Source organism: Solibacillus sp. FSL W7-1472 (assembly GCF_037969775.1).
Taxonomy (GTDB): domain Bacteria; phylum Bacillota; class Bacilli; order Bacillales_A; family Planococcaceae; genus Solibacillus; species Solibacillus silvestris.
In genome coordinates, this window is record NZ_CP150208.1 from 484,081 (window position 1) to 502,688 (window position 18,608).

The window sequence follows — 18,608 nt, forward strand, 5'->3', positions numbered from 1 at the left end:
CAATTAAATTAAGAAATACCCGACGCTCATACCGATTAAAATAACTAGTCCTAGTGACCACTCACGGAGCCAATTCTGGTTAAAGCGTTGAGCTGCCCACATAATAACCGGCATTATAAGTAAAGCGACTATAAAAATAATCGTTTCATTCATACCTTTTGCGATCTTCATTTCCCGCCACTTATTGAACAATTTCAAACAAAGCCGAATGAGGCCATTACTGGTCGTGTATTTGCGACAGGAATCGGTGAGTTCTTTAACAGTTACGATGAAATTATGGCTGCTATGTACCATCAAAATGTAAGCCCGCGTAATTTACAGACAATATTAAAGAGCGCACATGTTCCGCAAGCAGCTCTTTGTGTACCGATAACTGTTGATGCTAAGCCAATCGGCATCATGATCCTTCACCAGCTTCAAAAGAAAAGAGACCTCACACAAGAAGATCTATTATTTTTTCAAGCCTTTGCCGATCAGGTAGGGGTGGCAATTCAAAAAGCCCAGTATTATGAACAGATGACTGAGAAAGTAAAAGAAGCGCACGAATTATCTCTGGCATTAGAGACAAAACATACCCTTCTTAAACAGCGCTATGATGTGCATGCTACATTAAATCAATTGCTCTTACAAAACGAACCGATCTCCGTCATTTTAAATGAACTAAAAAACTTAACACAATTACCAATTGGTTTTTATGATGCATATGATGATGTGTTTTTTGAAGATGATCAGTCCATTCCCCCTCACACAAAAGCTAAAATAAAAAAACAATTATTCTTGAAAATGAAGCCATTTGAGTATCGGCTTAAAAATGACCGCAGCTTTATTGTTTATCCTCTCTATAATTTGGATATTTGTTTAGGGAGTATGATTATTGAACAGAAAGGCATCATTTCCTACAAAGATCAGCAAACACTGGAGCAGGGGGCCAATATTTTAACACTGCAAATTTTACGCAATAAAAATGTTCTGGAGCACCATAACAAACGAATGCAGGAAACATTCCAGCAGATCATCGATGCACCTAATCAAAAAACAGTTGCTTCTATGGCATATCAACTTGATCTAGATGTGCTGGACTACTACCGATTATGTATTTTCGAGTTCAAACAAACGGCCGACATGTTATCGATTGAACAATATTTACATCAGTTCATCTCCATGCTAAAGGAACAATTTACAGGTGAACGGAAATTACTTTTTTATGAAAAAAACAAAATCACTCTTTTAATCGGTGTGCCGTCACCAGCAATGCTTCCAACATTAAACGAAACACTCTCGCGCCTACAAAAAAAGTGGCAATCACTGCATAAACCGCTTTTTCGGTGCGCAATTAGTAAACAATATAAAACCCTACAGACAGTTTCTTCTCTATACGAAGAAGCGCTGCAAACATTGCGCTTTTTACATGTACGTGATGAATGGACAATTACGAGCTACGATAAAATCGGTCTCAACCAGCTGATTTTACAAGTCCCGCCAAAAGACTTGGCAAACTTCATTCATGACCAAATCGGTGAGTTATTGACTAAAGCCAATAAAAGTCACCTGTATGAAACATTGTTGGCCTATTTCAGATTTAATCGCTCCGTTCAGCAAACAGCACAGCATTTACATATTCATACCAACACTTTGTACCAGCGATTAAGCCGAATTGAGCAAATATTAAATATCTCGTTTCAAATACAGGAAGATGCACTGAAAATACAATTAGCTTGTTATTTAAAAGAAAATTACTTAACGCCTGTAAAAAAACGAGAGTAAATATAGGGGAGTGAGGAGGATAACTGTCATGCTAGAAAATTAATACATCTTAATAAAAATGTATACTAAAATTTCAAGTGAGTATAAAATAGGACAAGTTAGCATCGGTGTAGGAAAATGACTTTGTATTTAGGAGATGTTGGTGCAGAATTTTAATAGTTGACGAAGTAGCACGGCCTACATACCAACAGAAAAAGTTGAAAAAATAGAGGAAGTGAAACAATGGATTGGTTCGGTAATATATTGGGTGAAGTGAATACAATATTATATTCATATGTATTAATAATTTTATTAGTAGGAACAGGCATATTTTTAACGGTTAAAACAAAGTTTATTCAATTTAGATTAATAGGTGAAATGTTTAAACTTATAACAGAATCGGCGCCAACAGATAAGTCAGGAAAAAAAGGTATATCTTCTTTTCAGGCTTTTACAATTTCTGCTGCTTCTCGAATTGGAACAGGTAATATAGCGGGTGTCGCGACGGCAATTGCTCTTGGCGGTCCCGGTGCGATATTTTGGATGTGGATGATTGCGCTGATCGGAGCGGCATCTGCACTAATTGAAAGTACATTAGCACAAGTATATAAAGTGAAAGATAAGAGTACTGGATTGTTTCGTGGTGGTCCTGCTTATTATATGGAAAAAGGCTTAAATAAAAGATGGATGGGTATTCTTTTTGCTGTTGTCATTACAATTACGTATGGCTTTATTTTTAATTCTGTCCAGGCAAATACGATTTCCATTGCATTTGAAGAAAGTTTTGGTGCCAATCGATTTGTAGTAGGTTTAGTATTGGCTGCTTTAACAGGGATTATTGTTTTCGGTGGATTAAAGAGAATTGTTAGCTTTACTCAAATAGTTGTTCCTGTTATGGCAATTTTGTATATTATAATTGCTCTTATTGTTGTATTCCTCAATATTTCCGAAATTCCGAATGTATTTCTTCTTATCATAAAGTCTGCCTTTGGATTGGAAGAAGCCTTTGCGGGAATGATCGGGGCAGCAATTATGAATGGTATTAAACGGGGATTATTCTCAAATGAAGCAGGGATAGGTTCTGCACCCAATGCAGCAGCAACAGCAGCTGTTTCCCACCCAGTAAAGCAAGGGTTAATTCAAGCCCTTGGTGTATTTATAGACACATTAGTCGTTTGTACAGCAACAGCGGCAATCGTATTATTAGGCGATGCATACCTTCAATCTGACGCAACTTCAGTCAATTTAACGCAAGCCTCTTTAGTCGGAAGTTTAGGTGATTGGGCAGGCAGCTTCTTAGCGATCATTGTATTTATGTTTGCTTTTAGTACGGTTATTGGCAATTACTATTACGGTGAATCGAATATTAGTTTTATAAAAGATTCAAAGACTGGTTTATTAGTATTCCGTATATTTGTCGTACTTTTTGTTATGTTTGGTTCCATTGCAAAGGTACAAGTTGTATGGGATTTAGCGGATCTGTTTATGGCCTTTATGGCGATCATTAACTTAATTGCTATTCTCCAACTTTGGAAAGTGGCCAAACCGGTTATTAATGATTATTTAACTCAACGGAAGCAAGGCAAAGATCCAGTATTCTATAAGAAAAACGTACCTAATTTAGGTGAGGTGGAGTGCTGGGGCGAAGATGAAGAAATAGAAGGAAAACGTTAAATTTGAGCTTTCATTCAGGAATACTACTTCGTAAATAGCTATTAAAATTTAAATTGGGGCAATCACTAAAATGGTGATTGCCCCATTACATTATATTAGAAGCGAGTCTAGTTTAACCCGTATGGCTGTAGACCCTTCTTTTTTACTTGAATACGCCACACCTCGTTCTTTGATGATTCGGTTACGTACAGGTACCCATCATGAAAAGCTAAGTTTGTTGCGAATGTTCCTGCATCTTCAGGAAGGCGAATGGTTCCGTATTTAAAACCATTGGCGTCAACCACTACTACTTCTCCAGCTTGGAAATGGGCTACGTACAGATTACCTTCAGCATCTACAGCTAAGCCATCCGGACCGATTCCACCTTCAAAACGAGCGAAAATAAACGGTGATTCAGGAGAATTTGCAGCATTTACAGAAGGTACTGATAGAATTTGATTTTTATCAAACTCTGATATATAGACGCGTTGGCCATTTGCCGAAATAGTGATCCCATTAGGATAAGCAATATTCTCTGAGAAGAGGATTGCTTCAGTTTTACCAGGAGGTAAGTAGAAGACGCGACCTGTTGGATGAGTAGCACTAGAACCCATTGGCTCAGTAAAGTAAAGACCACCTGTTTCGTCAAAAACAAGGTCATTTAAACCGTTTAAAGGTTTCCCGTCGTAAGAATTGACAATGGTTTTGCGTTCGCCAGTAGCAGGATTGTAGGAATATAATTCACCTTTGCCATCCGTAATAAATAGGCGACCATCTTTATGGAACTTAGCTCCAATTGGCATTAATTTATCTTTATCTCCTAAAACTTTTTCAACTTTGTCGCCTTTAATAGTTAAGATTTCGCCAGTTGTCGGGCTAACTAACCAGATGTTTCCTTTACGATCAAAGTTGATACCTTCCATGAATCCACTACCTGTAGCAACCTTTTCCCATTTACTGCTTTGATGAATAATTTCAGAAATGTCATGTCTTTCCTTTGCCGGCACTGGCTTTGTTTCATACAATGCCTTAGCACCAGTGAATGTGACCGTTATAAGGGAGAGAACAAGAACCAATATCCATACAAGTGCACCTTTTTTAGACCTCATAAATACCTCCTAAATGACAGTGAATTTTTTTAAAACAGTATTCAAGAAGAAAGAAGTAATTAATTTATTAACCTTTTTAGAATATAAGCGCTTATATTCTTGGTATCATATCATTTGTTCAATGGTCAAAATAGCAGAAAAAGAACTCGAATGAAACTAATAAAAAGTAGTATTTTTAGCTATTTAGAAAATTCTTTATTTGTTATACTGGAAATTTAGACTATAATAAAAAATACTTGCTATATAATTGGACTTTTTAACAAAGAATGTAGTCTATAAACATTTGATTTAAAAGAAAGGGGGACAACCTTTTTGCACTCTATACACAAAATAGGTAAAAGTTTTTGGTATATCACCCCAGTCTCGTTGACTGACCGCCCGATTTTAGGAATGGTGGTTGGCAGTAAAAAGACATTAATGATTGATGCAGGAAACTCGGAAGAACATATGCTTTATTTTCTGAATGAACTTCAAAAAAGGGGAGTTCCTAATCCGGATTTAGTTGTCCTAACACATTGGCATTGGGATCATATATTTGGTCTTTCCGCATTACCCGATACTGTTTCAATTGCCTCCAAAGAGACTGAAAGGGAAATGGAGAAGCTTATTCCATTTTCATGGTCAGATGAAGCCATTGATGCGCGAGTAAATGAAGGCGTGGAAATTGAATTTTGTGCAAAAGCGATTAAGGAAGAATACACGAATCATCGAAATATTAAAATTACTTTGCCGGATATTACAATAGAGAAAAGGGCAGAGATAAATCTTGGTGATGTGACTTGTATTGTACAACAAGTTGGAGGGGACCATGCTGCAGATTCTGTCATTGTGTATATAAAAGAAGAGAAGATTCTTTTCTTAGGGGACTGCATTTATCCAAGAATGTATGCCGAAAAAGTACACTATACAATTAGTGAAACTTTACGGTTATTAGATGTATTAGAAACGTTTGATGCGGAAACCTTTATCCCTTCACATCAACAACCAATTTCAAAAGAAGCTTTCGATAAAGAAGTCGTTATGCTAAGAACGATTGCCAAATATACAGAGGTCTGTAAGGGAGATTTACCGACAATAGTGAAGGAATACGAAAACTATGTAAAAAGGGAACTTACCGAAGATGAATTAGAAACTATCTCCCATTTTGCCGATGGATACTAACTGATTGCGCTCCTTTACGAAAAAAATTACAATTTTGAAAAACCACCTAATTGTTGATATACAACGAATTAGGTGGTTTTTTCTGAAAGACGTTAGACCAAAGAAAAATTAATAGAGAGAACATTTATAAGGTATTCTCTTTTTATTTCCCCCTATATAAGTCAGCTGTTTCCTGTACTGTGCAACCCAAAAACCCCTTTGATTCTTAAAAATTTAAACCGTCTTTATTAATTGCCAATTTGACAAAAGTAACAACCTATTTATAATTATAAGTTGTTAGATGTTAATTTTTACATATAAGTAAAACAATCAGAAAGGAAGATTTTATGAAACTCATTAGTTTATCGAAGCTAGGATTAATTTTAGTATTAAGTTTATTATTAGCTGCATGTTCTTCGGAGGCTGAAGGTACAGAAAAACAAGCTGTCAACTTAGCCTATGTTGAATGGGAGACTGAGGTTGCCTCCACTCATGTAGTAGGACAAGTTCTAGAAGATTTAGGATATGATGTAACGCTGACGCCTTTAGATAATGGAATTATGTGGGAAGCTCTTGCAAATGGAGAGGTTGATGGCATGGTTTCAGCTTGGCTACCGCAGACGCACGCCCCGCAAGTTGAGAAGTACAAAGGCCGTATAGATGATTTAGGTGAAAATTTGTTAGGCGGAAAAATTGGGTTAGTAGTCCCTAGTTATATGGATGTGGATTCCATCGAAGATTTAACAGATGAAGCGGGTAAAACGATAACGGGCATCGAACCAGGTGCAAATATAACAGGAACTACAGAAAAGGCGTATGAGATATATCCGAATCTTGAAGGGTGGACAGTACTAAGCTCATCTTCAGTAGCAATGACAGGGGCTCTTAAACAAGCGATTGAGAACAAAGAAGAAATCATAGTGACAGGTTGGTCTCCTCACTGGAAATTTAACTTATTTGATTTGAAGTATTTAGATGATCCTAAAGGGATGTACGGAACTGAAGAATATATCGGTACATTTGCACGTAATGGATTCAAAGAGGATAATCCTGAGGCATACAGTGTTCTCGATAATTTCCACTGGACTCCGGAAGATATAGAAAGTGTTATGTATGATATTATGGAAGGCATGGATCCGAAAGATGCAGCAAAAAAATGGATTGAAGAAAATGAAGCTAAAGTTGCCGATTGGACAAAAGAAGTTAATTAAGTACCAAGTACCGGATGTACTCAATTTGATCGATCTCAGCATATAAGTCATCATGCTAAGGAGCGCTGGTTAACGGGAATGTCTGCTAGTCTCATTTCGATCGCTTTTATTTTTACCTTAGCAGAAAACATACTCTTATCCCCATAAAAAAACACCTCCATGTTGATTCTTGGTATTCAATACCCATTTTTCAACGAAAGGTGTTTTTTATTTGTGTCATTATTTTAGGTCAGTGCAAAAATACATAAATTATTTCTGATTGTTTTTTATTTCTAATAACCCATGTCATACATTAGGAGTATACTAGGATATTTATGGAAAGGAGACAAAACTTGAATAAAACCTTACTTAATGCACTTAGAAATGGGGGATTTATATTTTATGCAAGGCATGGAGAAGCGACTGTCGGAAGCGATTTAGCTAACTTAAACTTTCAAAACTGTTTAACTCAGAGAAATCTTTCTGAAACGGGACGTAGGCAAGCAATTTACTATGGAGAAATACTTCGGTATTTAAGAATACCATTCGAAATCCCTGTTTCCTCAAGTCCCTATTGCAGGACAATCGAAACAGCACAGTTAGCATTTGGTAGTGGTAATGTTCAAATTAATCCTTTTTGGGTTGAGATAAATAGGTTAAGCGAAAATTTACCAAGTAATGATAGGCAAATAATTTTGAGTAATCTTCAATCAATTTTAGAATATATCCCGGATAAGGGAAATAATAAAATGATTGTTGATCACATTTTCCCTGCAAAGGTTGGATTAGGTCCAATCCCTTATATGGGGACAGTTATTATTAAGCCAAAAGGGCGAGGTAACGGCTATGATATTGTTGGTCAACTATCTTTAGAAGATTGGTCTACATTAGATAGTTAGAAGAATATTGTGTGAACAAAAAACCATGGAGACCTAAGCACGGTATTCCCGATTGAATGAACTGATTTACAAATTAGTTATCATCTATATTCAATTTTTCAAACCAGCTGAATGCAACATCTGCTTTAACTATTTGATTATTAGGTGAAATTAAGAAAATTACAAATGAACTACCTGGTGGAAAAATAAATTTTCCATCTTCATCTAAATCTATATCTGAAAACCGCACTTAAATTTGTTACGGAAATGTACCGTATCATAAGTAAGTGCGGTTATCTTTAATACCTTCAAGAAAATGAAATTTCTCCAATATAAATCTTAAAACCGAAAATTTATGTAGATTTAGTAATGGACAGTAAATCTTCAATGAGTAAGCAATCGTTGTTTATTTTATTTCTGCTACCATTTAAGGGCAAAAAAAATACACCTGCCAAATGCATTGTAAAAAATGCGGACACGTGGTAAGTTTATATAGATATACATAACTATTTATACTTGTGTATATTATTCCTTATTCTAATTATATATAAAATTTCTTTATTAGTCAACTCTTAAATATTTTCAAGGAGTGAATGTTATGAAAGCAGATTTCCTGAACGAACAAAAGAGGTTAAATAGTGTTGTGAACGTAATTGATGATCAAACACTTCAACTGGAATCAGAAACGTTAAAGCTCCGAAATGAAGTAGTAAATACTCGTAAGCATTTTTGGGATGAAATAAAAGTGAATACGGATTCGTTTGATGACTTTCTGGAAACCGTGATTAACTTAAGACAAGAAGCACAGGCATTAGCTGTAGGCGAAAGTACGCACCATCACGCCTCCAAAAGATTAGCTGTCCTTCATCGGATGAAGTCAGTCCCTTATTTTGGACGAATTGATTTTCTTGAAGAAGGTTTTTCAGAGCAGGAGAAAATTTATATTGGGATTTCATCTTTGATGGATGCAAGTGGTGAGGACTTCCTTATTTATGACTGGAGAGCACCGATTTCAAGCATCTACTATGATTATGAGCCTGGTCCCGCACAGTATACAACGCCTGGGGACAAGGTTTACGGTGATCTCAAGGAAAAGTGGCAATACGTTATTCGTGATGGAAAACTGCAATCTATGTTTGACACAAGTCTCACGATTGGTGACGAAATTTTACAGAAGGTGCTTGGAAAAGGCGCGGATAAGTATATGCAAAGTATCGTAGCAACGATTCAAATGGATCAAAACCGTATTATACGCCATGATCAAGGGCGTATGCTCATTGTGCACGGTGCAGCAGGCAGTGGTAAAACTTCTGCTGCATTACAAAGAATCGCATTTCTATTATATAAATACCGGGACCGTATAAAAGCCGACCAAATTATATTATTTTCACCAAATGCTATGTTTAATAGCTATGTTTCCAACGTACTTCCGGAGCTCGGGGAAGAAAATATGCAGCAAGTTACATTCCAGGAATATTTGGATCACCGTTTAAGTAAAGATTTTCACTTAGAAAATCCATATCACCAATTGGAATATGTGCTGACTGCAGCAAATAGCCCTTCGTATAGCGCAAGAATAAAAGGCATTCAATTTAAAGCATCTGTTAAATATGTTGAGGCAATTAAATTATACCGTGAAACTTTGGAAAAATCGGACCTGCAATTTAAGGATATAAAGTTCAGAGGGAAAACAATCATATCAGCCCAGCAATTGTCAGAGAAGTTTTATGGGGATCATATCTCACTGAGCTTCCAAAGCAGACTTGAAAAACTGAAAGACTGGCTAATGAATAAAATTAAAGAAATTGAAAAAGTTGAACGTTCTCAGCCATGGGTAGAGGAAGAAATTGAGCTACTAAGTGATGAGACATATCATAAAATTCACAAATATTTAGCGAAGAAAAAAGGCTTTGAACGAGAAGAGCAGGCAGATTACGAAATGGATCATGACGCACTTATTCAAGTAATCGTCCGCCTGAAATTGAAGGCAGTGAGAAAACAAATTCAAACACTCGACTTTATTGATTTAGAAGGCGTGTATAAACAGCTTTTTACAAATCCATTATTGATGCAACAGCGATTAAAAGTAGAAGTACCAGATGAGTGGGAAGCAATATGCGAAGATACACTGCAAATGATGGAGGCGGGAACGCTGTATTATGAAGACGCGACACCATTTCTGTTTTTGCAGGAATTGATTCAAGGCTTTCAAACGAACCGTTCGATCAAGCATATTCTCATTGATGAAGCGCAGGATTATTCGCCGTTTCAATTTGAATTTCTGAAGCGCTTATTCCCTTCTGCAAAAATGACAGTGCTAGGTGATTTTAATCAGGCTATTTTTGCTCATGCGAGTGGAGTGGTAGATTTTCAAGTACTTAACCACCTCTATGGAGAAGAAGAGACGGAAGTTGTCAACATGAACCGAAGTTATCGTTCGACAAAGCCAATTATTGAATTTACACGGAGACTTATTGCAAATGGAGAAAAAATCATTCCATTTGAGCGCGCAGGCGGGTTGCCGGTATTAAACCAAGTGGAGAATCATACAGAATTGCATCAGCGTATTATGTCTAAAATTTCGGAATTGCAAAGTGAAGGTTATGGCAGTATCGCAGTTATTTGCAAATCAGCAGAAGAAAGTAAGACAGCATTTGAGGCGTTAAATAAAATTGACGGAATTAAACTGATAAAAAGTGGTACAGCGGAATTCGAGCAAGGAATTGTAGTCATTCCTTCTTATTTAGCGAAGGGAATTGAATTTGAAGCGGTCATCATTTATGACGTATCCGAAAACGTATATGGAGACGAAAGTTTACGCAGAATTTTTTATACAGCCTGTACAAGAGCGATGCACGTGCTACAACTATATAGTGTAGGGAAACCGAGTCCTTTTATGCAAAAGCCTTTAAAAGAGAACCTTGTACAACTTGAGTTGAATTCAGAAAGCCTTAGGTAAACATAGTTGTTTCATTAAAACTTAAAGTAAACGGAGCCCGAGAGTGTACCGGGCTCCATTTTAATTTTGGGTCTAAAATCCATATTACCTGTTATTTCTTAATAACCGGAATCCACATTTCGCCGTATACCTGACCGTTTTGTTGATCCATTACAACTGCTGCGTTTGGACCTCCTACATAGGCATAATCTGTTGCTTCTTGTAACGCTTGCCCAAAGGCAATTCCAGTAACAGTATTGGCCAGCTCTTCTGCAGTAGGAGCTTCGCCTTTAACAACTACGTACTCACCTTTAGGAAATTGGATAACTCTAGTTGCCTCTGGTAATGTTTCATCAGTCAGAACCCCGGCATAATGCATCATCTTATTATTCACTGCTTCGTTCACGATAAAAATATAGTCGTTTGTGGCTACAGCCTTTAATGCATCCAGTCTTCCATCCTCATTGACCGCATGCCAAAAATCGGCCTTTTCTTTATTTATTCCCATATAGTCTGTGTAATCGCTCTTTAGTTCTGTTCCGAAACCTAAAACAACAAAGCTGTCCTTTTCTTCAATCGTGTAATTTGCCATATAAAACCCTTCTTTCAATTTTGTTTTAATCAAGATTTGTTTTTTTACTTGATAGGTTTATAATAGCCATAAATCATGTCAGAATATGATACTGTTTCGGAGGCGCCAATGAAAAAAGTTGAACGGATTAATACAATTATGCGGTATATCAACAACCGTGCTCACTTTACCATTTCTGAAATTATGCAAGAGTTTAATATCTCGCGTTCAACGGCTATACGAGATATTAGAGAAATTGAAACTATTGGGATGCCCCTTGTCGCTGAAGTTGGAAGAGAAGGGGGTTATAGTGTTCTGCATAATTCTGTGCTTCCAGCTGTTCGCTTTACAGATAATGAGATTAAAGCTCTTTTTATTGCCTTTATGGCGACAAGAAATCAACAGCTTCCATATTTAAAAAGTCGCCAGTCGTTAGCTGAGAAACTACTCGGTTTAATTTCAGAAAACCAGCAAGACGACCTTGTGCTGTTAAACCAAATCTTGCTGTTCGAAGGTACGAACCCTCACAATCCGGATTTGCTGGATTTATCCGATTTACCTGATCCTGTGATAGAAAAGCTTATACAAACACTTCTGATTGACCGCTATTTAATTATTTCAGTGAAAGAAGGGAAGTTAATAAAAACATATTCAATTTATCTCTTGTATCTTCATCATAAAAAGGGGAACTGGCTGATAGAAGGCTTTGATGCAGGTGAGGAAAAGAATCGGATTTTTCCTGTCTCGCATCTTATCGATATAAAATCGGACGAGGGGAAAAATAGAATCAGTAAGAAGGAGATTTTAAAAAAGCTTAGTGAGCGGAGTAAAGAGAATAACCTTGTACTTGAGCTTGGTCCAAAAGCGATTGCGCAGTTTAAAAAATATCATCCTTTAAAGCTTTCTATTTCCTATACAAATCCTTACCAAACGACAGCCATTCTAGAGGCTTTCATCAATACTGAAAACGAGGAAGACATAGTAGAAATAACGAATTGGCTGCTGTTTCTGGGAGCGGATATAACAATTAGAAAATTGCCGGAAGAAGTGTTAAAAGGGATACAAGAGAGCGTGTCCGTATATTGCCGTTGAAAAACCCACTTAAACTGTATAAGTGGGTTTTATCATTGAAGACAAATTTCAATTTATATCTTTAACATATTGCTCCAGATCAGCGGGAGATTTTAGCTCATTCAGTTCTTTTACAGACTCCGCATCCTCTGATTCATACGAAAAATAAAATCGGGCAGTTCTATCATCCAAATGTTTGAAGTTAAACTCATTATAGGGTAGTTTGCGGTCCCTTTTCGTCAGCTGTTTTTGCACATCTTCATTAAAGAACACAATTTCAATGTTGAAGTAATTTAAATTCTGATTTTTAAAATGCTGAATCATCTTATAGGCTTTCTCCAGCTGGTCGTTTATATTGTTGGAGGATTCCAGAATAACATTTGCAAAGACAATATTTCCGATACCGTTAGCTTCTTTTTGCAAAATCTCTTCGTACGTGTCGTTATGGTCATATCGTGCTTCGATTTCATCCGAAAATGACACATTTACCATATAGGAGTATTTTTCAACCGTTCCATAAAGCTCTTCATACAGCAACCCGAATCGCGTATTCAGTTCATCACGCCAATGGATTTGCAAATACGTATCATAAAACGGCTCCATATCCTCATTTACCGAAACCGTAACTTCCAGATCAGGATTCTTTTTTGGATGAGCGATAATATGGTAATCCCCGAAATCATTGCCCAATGGTTTGGAGTAGGTAGATTCATCAATCACAAAGTCTTCGTTATATTTTTCTTCAAGAGAAGCTTCGGCGGCATTTTCTGCTTTGAAGCCGATAATCGGGTAGTAAAAATAATCAAATGAAGCAATCGTGAGTATTAAAATAAAGAACGCTGGAATCGCCAGTAACGCCAGTAACACTATCTTTATTATTTGCATCGCTGTTTCTCCTAAAACGTATAGCGTGCTACTTGCTCACCTTCAATAACAAGGCCGTCTATTTCCTGGAAGCCCATTTTTTTATAGATGCGCTTTGCATGCTCATTGTCAGGTTCATAGGAAAGGCTAATCGTTTGATGGTGAGGTTCTTTCATTTTCTGAATATCCTCTATAACGAGCTGAACCGCCTCTTTGCCATAACCTTTCCCCTGATGTTTTTGGTCAATCATCATACGGTAAATCCAGTGCTCATGGTCTTCTTCATCCAGACCATAAAGCGTGAACCCGACCATTTCCTCCCCATAGTAAATTCCTTTCGCATGGAAATTTTCCAAAAAGTTCAGCTGCGCCAGTGACACCGTATTTGATGCTACAAACTTTACTTGATCCTCCCGCACTTTTAATGAAATCGCTTTTATCCAATTGTCTTTTGTAATCGTTTTTAAATGTAGCATTTCTTTTACCCTCTCTCATGTAAAGTGAAGTGTCGTGCATTATGCACTAACAATTAATACCATAAAAGGGAGTGGAATTGAATATTACATTTTACCGCATTTCATAAAATTAAAAGGAGTTGGAAAAACTGCTGAAAGTCCCAAAAATCTCTTGTTTATATAACTGGGGGTATGTGGATATGAAGTTTACGATGATTAATCCATTGTCCAAAGCTGGATAGACATTGAATAAAAAACGGTCACCATACCGGATTGCCGTCAATGCGAGAGGCAATTCGCGCTCGAATACTTCATAACGCCGCATTGCTGTATTGAAATCCTGACCTTCTTTGTTAACCATTACATAGGCATTGTAATATATACAGTGCCCATTCGTTTTCCATTCGCCGATTACTTCATCTCTCATATCATTATTCACTTTGTCCCACGCAAACTGTGTTCCGATTGTTAAAAATAATTCTCCGGTGTCATCAGAATGGGTGAGTGTATGGTGTCTTGAAATAACGGGATCTGTTGCGGTAACACCATCCCTGTATTCAACGGACAGCCTTTCAGGATTAAATTTGTTCATGTCATTGCTCCAATCATTTTCTATATTCATATGCGACTTTTTTATTGGAGGTGAAGAGGTCGTTACTATGAGTAATTAACGTTTCATCCGAGTATTTCAAATGTCTATATTGCGTAAAATCATGAACATATACTAGGTTAGATGTCAAACTTAGTAGGGAGGTGAATGACATGCCATTTTTTGGGCAAAATCCTAGAGCGGGGATGTTTCCGCCAAATGGACAACAATTTGGTCCTGCACCGCAAATGGGCAGACAGCAGATGGGAATGCCTCGATCCAATGAATTTGCAAGACCGAGGGAAGCCTTTTATCCGCCATATCCAGTGAATCCTAGACAGGGGCAGGGGCAACAGCAGTTCAATCCATATCCACAACAGCAGCAACAACAATTCAACCCTTTTCCACAACAGCAACAACAGCAGGGTTCTCGCTTTAGCGGTCTTTCGGATAATTTAAATACAATGATGGGCCATGTGGGGACATTAACTAATGGAATTAATACGATGAGACAAGTAGGCGCAATGCTGAATCTCTTCAGATAATTAAATATAAAACTCGAAATATCAATTTAGCCTATCAATAGAAAATTATTGATAAGCTTTTTTGTTTCTGTAAATAAAAAGACGCTAACCAAAGGCTGTTTGCACAGTTGATTAGCATCCTAATTAATTTTTATTATGCTGATGAAGAATTGTTCTTTTTGATCGTTTTTTCATGCGAATGATGTTTGGACCGATTTCATTTAATACAATCGCTACGAGGATCAGCACAATACCGAGCCATTGCACAGCTTTAACCGTTTCAGCCAAAATGATGCTCGCTGATAAAATTGCGACAGGCAGTTCAACAGAAGTTAATATATTCGCCAAACCTCCTGAAATCAACGGTGCACCGACCGCGTAAAACAGTGGCGGCAATACAGCTCCAAATAATGAAACCCCTGCAGCGCTTGTCACCAAGCTTCCTTCAAGGGGAAATACAGTAGGGATGTCCTTCATAAATAGGATAAATACTAAAATCGTTGAACCTGTCACCATTAAAGAAGTACGGGTTAATGGATTGACATCAACGGCGACTTTTCCGCTGAAAAAGATAAAGGCAGCATAAGTAAAAGCAGATAATATGCCCATACAAAACCTTTAATCGGAAGGCCCTGCATATCACCGTTTAAAATATTCGATGCGAAAAATACACCGACAAGAATGAGCACAATCGAAAAAATAGTAATCGGGGCGGGCTTAATTTTATTGAAGACCCATTCGAACAGAATGCCGATCCAAACGAACTGGAACATTAAAATGATGGCCAGTGAAGCAGGTAAATACTGCATCGCACCATAATAAAAAATACTTGTTAAACCGATAAAACATCCGGTAATCATAATTGGAATGATATTCTTTTTAGTCAGTCCTTTAATCCCGTCGCCTTTTAAGAAAGCGATTGACCACAAAAGCAAAAAGGAGATGACCATTTGGACAAGATTAATTTGTCCAAGTGAGTAACCGTGCCCAAACCCTAACTTAGCGAACACAGGTGTAAAACCAAAGCATCCTGCACCTAGCAGTACAAAGAATACTCCTTTATTTATCTTCATATCTATAAACCTCCGATAATGCTTGAGAATAACGATTTTATATTAACATATATAACTTGCGGTGGCAGTGGTGACGGGTTATGAAGGAGTTGAAAAAGTTTTGTATATGAAAAAGGGAAAAAACCAAAAGAATGGGCTCTTTTGGTTTTTCTTTTCCTTAAATTTAAACATTGTATAATGCGCCATCTATCGTGAAAGAAGATGAACTTACATATGAAGCTTCATCAGAAAGTAAGAAAGCAATAACATTTGCTACTTCTTCCGGTTCACCATAGCGTTTCATCGGTACAGCATCATTGTATGCTGCTTGAGCTGCCTCTGCAGCGCCCGGCGCAACATTTGCTTCAATTTTACGCATCATTTGTGTATTGATCACACCTGGATTTACCGTATTTACACGAACATTATACGCTGCTGCTTCTAAAGCGGCCACCTTATTAAGACCCATTACTGCATGTTTAGATGAATTATATAGTGCCATACTTGGAGAACCGATTAAGCCGGCTACTGATGAAGTATTGACAATAGAACCGGATTTTTGTTCTTTCATTACCGGCAGTACATATTTTAGGCCGAAAAGAACACCTTTTACATTAATGCCATATACAAAGTCGAATTCTTTTTCTGTAATTTCTTCAAGGGGTTTTGCTGGGCCTTCAACACCTGCGTTATTTACAAAGCCGTCGATTCGGCCGAATTTCGAGATTGTTTGATCTACATAGTTTTTCACATTGTCTTCTTTTGACACATCAGCTTTTACAATTAAGCTGTTTTCATCTGTAAGTGAAAGTTCTGTTTGAACGGCTTTAATCGCATCTTCGTTTAGATCGACCAATACAACTTTTGCTTTTTCACTAACCAGTTTTCTTACAACCTCTTTACCGATACCTCCTGCCGCACCTGTGACAATAATAATTTTGTTTTCAAATTTCATATTCTGCATCTCCTGTTTCTTTAAAATAATTTTTATAACTTATTGAATTCCCTATAGAAAGTATGGACTTTCTATTATTTCTCAACCGATTAAAAGATATGAAATTATTGACAACTAAAATCATAATATGGTAAATTTATCTCGAAATAAAGATATTTTAATTCAAACTAAATATACAAGGAAGAGGTAGCACAGTATGAACTTTGAAGACTTAGTAAAATCTCGCCATTCCGCAATGAACTTTATAGAAACTGAACAAATGACAGAAGAAGATTTTAAAAATATATTTGAGCTGACAAAAATGGCTCCAAGCGCATACAACCTGCAGTTTACGAATTACCTGGTCATTACAGATCAAGAGAAGAAGGAAAGAGTAAAAGAATTAAGCTACAACCAATATAAAATCCATACAGCAAGCGGTGTTGTGATTGTTATGGGCAATAAGAACAGCATTGAAATGCCGGAAGTCGAAAGAATTTACAGTCCATTAAAAATGCTGAAGATGATGGATGAAGTGGAGTATGATATGACGATGGAATTGATTAAAGGGTATAGTGACGGCTTAAAAAACAATCCGCATGAATTGAATTTAGAATTAGTGCGCAATGCCGGTATTCACGCTATGCTCTTTATGCTGAGCGCCAAGCATTACGGATTCGATACATGTCCAATGCATGTCCATAATGTCGATGAACTAAGAAAAGAGTTTAATATTCCGGATCATTTAGAGCCGATTATGATGATTACGATAGGGAAAAGTGTTGATAAAGTACGTGCCCGTGGTTACCGTAAACCGGTCGGGGAATTTGTGAATTTCAATGGGTATTAATCAATAATGTTAGGCGGCTGAACTCCATTTTGGATAATTCAGTCGCCTATTTTATATTGCCGAACTTCATTCATAGCAAGGGTTTTTTCCTTCAATTAAATCTTGATGAGGGCGTCCGATTGCATAGCCTTGAGCATAATGAACGCCAACTGATTGGATAAATTCATATTCCGATTTTGTTTCAATCCCTTCAGCAATTACCTTTGTCCCCGATTCAATCGCATAATTTAAAATGACCGTTAAAAGCTGCTGCTGTGCTTTATGCTGATCGATATTTTGAATTAGTGAGCGATCCAGTTTAATAAATTCCGGCTTTAAGTAAATTAATGTTTTTAAACTATTGTAGCCGGAACCGACATCATCCACCGCAATGCGATAGCCTTGTGACCGGTAGTGGGAAAGGACCCGTGCAAACTCTTCGAAGTCCCCGACAGCACTGCGCTCCGTCAATTCGAAAACGACCTGCTCAGGGGAAATATTCAATTTTTCCAGCAAAGCTCTCGTTTCACCGCTATGATAATTTTTATCGAGCAAAACATTCGGATGTATGTTGATAAACAACGTGAAATCCTTCTTCCTATTGTAATTGAGCCATTTTTTATGATAGCGCACGAGCGAAAGATTACGGCAAAAACACTCAAACAGAAATACTTTATCCGTTTGTCCAACAAATTCATAGAAAATATCGGCCGACTGAAAAAGCTTCAGTGCCATCGGACGATTCAATGCTTCAAAACCAAATGTCGTGTTGCTTTTCACATCATAAATAGGCTGGAAATATGTATTCATCGCTTCTTGCGCAATGATATTTTTCAATGCTATTGACTGGGATAGATGGCGGATCATTTTATTCTTTAACAGAAACCGCTGCATCATTTCCTTGAAGTCGACCGGATAGTTCGGTTTTGAATTTACTAAAGTTTTCATGGAATGCTCCTACCTGAAGTTATTTATGATTCTTAATTGTAAACAGCAATTGTTTTGGCATTATAAAGGCGGTGTAAAGATTGGTTTTTCATTATAGGTAATGGGTACTTGAAATTAATG

Annotated in this window: 20 protein-coding genes; 9 read left to right on the plus strand and 11 right to left on the minus strand. The window is 37.1% G+C overall.

The window, feature by feature from the left end; genetic code table 11:
* Positions 1–3 precede the first annotated feature (3 nt).
* Positions 4–171: a DUF5058 family protein gene (locus MKY07_RS02410; RefSeq protein ID WP_339263674.1), complete on the minus strand. Its 168-nt coding sequence runs from the start codon at positions 169–171 to the stop codon at positions 4–6.
* A 12-nt stretch (positions 172–183) separates the two neighbouring features.
* On the opposite strand from MKY07_RS02410, the gene MKY07_RS02415 reads away from it, so the two are divergent.
* Complete coding sequence (locus MKY07_RS02415; protein ID WP_339264615.1) at positions 184–1,764, plus strand: helix-turn-helix domain-containing protein; 1,581 nt, start codon at positions 184–186, stop codon at positions 1,762–1,764.
* A 222-nt stretch (positions 1,765–1,986) separates the two neighbouring features.
* A complete protein-coding gene (locus MKY07_RS02420) occupies positions 1,987–3,417 on the plus strand; it encodes an alanine/glycine:cation symporter family protein (RefSeq protein WP_014824801.1) in 1,431 nt (476 codons plus the stop codon).
* A gap of 107 nt (positions 3,418–3,524) precedes the next feature.
* On the opposite strand, the gene MKY07_RS02425 is transcribed toward MKY07_RS02420, so the two are convergent.
* Positions 3,525–4,505 carry an SMP-30/gluconolactonase/LRE family protein gene (locus tag MKY07_RS02425; protein ID WP_014824800.1) on the minus strand — a complete coding sequence of 327 codons (981 nt, stop codon included), beginning with the start codon at positions 4,503–4,505 and terminating at the stop codon, positions 3,525–3,527.
* A 312-nt stretch (positions 4,506–4,817) separates the two neighbouring features.
* Between MKY07_RS02425 and MKY07_RS02430 the strand changes: the two genes are divergently transcribed.
* The 3 genes from MKY07_RS02430 (at position 4,818) to MKY07_RS02440 (ending at position 7,734) form a co-directional block, all read left to right on the plus strand.
* Positions 4,818–5,666 (plus strand): MBL fold metallo-hydrolase, encoded by an 849-nt coding sequence (locus MKY07_RS02430; RefSeq protein ID WP_065216663.1) that lies wholly within the window; start codon positions 4,818–4,820, stop codon positions 5,664–5,666.
* 326 nt (positions 5,667–5,992) lie between these two features.
* Positions 5,993–6,856: a glycine betaine ABC transporter substrate-binding protein gene (locus MKY07_RS02435; protein ID WP_008404643.1), complete on the plus strand. Its 864-nt coding sequence runs from the start codon at positions 5,993–5,995 to the stop codon at positions 6,854–6,856.
* A 332-nt stretch (positions 6,857–7,188) separates the two neighbouring features.
* The gene (locus MKY07_RS02440; RefSeq protein WP_008404642.1) at positions 7,189–7,734 is read left to right on the plus strand and encodes a histidine phosphatase family protein; all 546 of its coding nucleotides are present in this window, start codon (positions 7,189–7,191) and stop codon (positions 7,732–7,734) included.
* Between the two features lie 73 nt (positions 7,735–7,807).
* Here MKY07_RS02440 and MKY07_RS02445 read toward each other — a convergent pair whose 3' ends face one another.
* On the minus strand, positions 7,808–7,963 hold the full coding sequence (locus MKY07_RS02445; RefSeq protein WP_339263675.1) for a DUF6143 family protein: 156 nt from the start codon (positions 7,961–7,963) through the stop codon (positions 7,808–7,810).
* A 348-nt stretch (positions 7,964–8,311) separates the two neighbouring features.
* Between MKY07_RS02445 and helD the strand changes: the two genes are divergently transcribed.
* Entirely contained in the window at positions 8,312–10,672 is a 2,361-nt protein-coding gene (helD, locus tag MKY07_RS02450) for an RNA polymerase recycling motor HelD (RefSeq protein ID WP_339263676.1), read from the plus strand.
* A gap of 91 nt (positions 10,673–10,763) precedes the next feature.
* Here helD and MKY07_RS02455 read toward each other — a convergent pair whose 3' ends face one another.
* The gene (locus MKY07_RS02455) at positions 10,764–11,243 is read right to left on the minus strand and encodes a GyrI-like domain-containing protein (protein WP_014824796.1); all 480 of its coding nucleotides are present in this window, start codon (positions 11,241–11,243) and stop codon (positions 10,764–10,766) included.
* A gap of 108 nt (positions 11,244–11,351) precedes the next feature.
* Between MKY07_RS02455 and MKY07_RS02460 the strand changes: the two genes are divergently transcribed.
* Positions 11,352–12,314 carry an HTH domain-containing protein gene (locus MKY07_RS02460; RefSeq protein ID WP_339263677.1) on the plus strand — a complete coding sequence of 321 codons (963 nt, stop codon included), beginning with the start codon at positions 11,352–11,354 and terminating at the stop codon, positions 12,312–12,314.
* A 48-nt stretch (positions 12,315–12,362) separates the two neighbouring features.
* Here MKY07_RS02460 and MKY07_RS02465 read toward each other — a convergent pair whose 3' ends face one another.
* The 3 genes from MKY07_RS02465 to MKY07_RS02475 form a co-directional block, all read right to left on the minus strand.
* Positions 12,363–13,178 (minus strand): murein transglycosylase, encoded by an 816-nt coding sequence (locus MKY07_RS02465; RefSeq protein ID WP_251689943.1) that lies wholly within the window; start codon positions 13,176–13,178, stop codon positions 12,363–12,365.
* A gap of 11 nt (positions 13,179–13,189) precedes the next feature.
* The gene (locus tag MKY07_RS02470) at positions 13,190–13,633 is read right to left on the minus strand and encodes a GNAT family N-acetyltransferase (protein ID WP_339263678.1); all 444 of its coding nucleotides are present in this window, start codon (positions 13,631–13,633) and stop codon (positions 13,190–13,192) included.
* 109 nt (positions 13,634–13,742) lie between these two features.
* Positions 13,743–14,204 carry a staygreen family protein gene (locus MKY07_RS02475; protein WP_339263679.1) on the minus strand — a complete coding sequence of 154 codons (462 nt, stop codon included), beginning with the start codon at positions 14,202–14,204 and terminating at the stop codon, positions 13,743–13,745.
* 170 nt (positions 14,205–14,374) lie between these two features.
* Between MKY07_RS02475 and MKY07_RS02480 the strand changes: the two genes are divergently transcribed.
* Entirely contained in the window at positions 14,375–14,746 is a 372-nt protein-coding gene (locus MKY07_RS02480) for a hypothetical protein (protein WP_008404634.1), read from the plus strand.
* Between the two features lie 123 nt (positions 14,747–14,869).
* Here the strand turns inward: MKY07_RS02480 and MKY07_RS02485 are convergent, their stop codons facing one another.
* From MKY07_RS02485 to MKY07_RS02495, 3 genes are all read right to left on the minus strand, one after another.
* Complete coding sequence (locus MKY07_RS02485; RefSeq protein WP_339263680.1) at positions 14,870–15,334, minus strand: DMT family transporter; 465 nt, start codon at positions 15,332–15,334, stop codon at positions 14,870–14,872.
* Positions 15,256–15,798, minus strand: coding sequence for an EamA family transporter (locus tag MKY07_RS02490; protein ID WP_339263681.1), 543 nt, complete (start codon positions 15,796–15,798; stop codon positions 15,256–15,258). The genes MKY07_RS02485 and MKY07_RS02490 overlap by 79 nt, the downstream gene beginning before the upstream one ends.
* Positions 15,799–15,961: 163 nt before the next feature.
* Positions 15,962–16,732 carry an SDR family NAD(P)-dependent oxidoreductase gene (locus MKY07_RS02495; RefSeq protein WP_339263682.1) on the minus strand — a complete coding sequence of 257 codons (771 nt, stop codon included), beginning with the start codon at positions 16,730–16,732 and terminating at the stop codon, positions 15,962–15,964.
* 196 nt (positions 16,733–16,928) lie between these two features.
* Between MKY07_RS02495 and MKY07_RS02500 the strand changes: the two genes are divergently transcribed.
* Positions 16,929–17,561, plus strand: a complete 633-nt coding sequence (locus MKY07_RS02500; RefSeq protein ID WP_014824789.1) for a nitroreductase family protein — start codon at positions 16,929–16,931, stop codon at positions 17,559–17,561.
* A 66-nt stretch (positions 17,562–17,627) separates the two neighbouring features.
* Here MKY07_RS02500 and MKY07_RS02505 read toward each other — a convergent pair whose 3' ends face one another.
* On the minus strand, positions 17,628–18,488 hold the full coding sequence (locus MKY07_RS02505; protein ID WP_339263683.1) for an EAL domain-containing protein: 861 nt from the start codon (positions 18,486–18,488) through the stop codon (positions 17,628–17,630).
* Positions 18,489–18,608 lie beyond the last annotated feature (120 nt).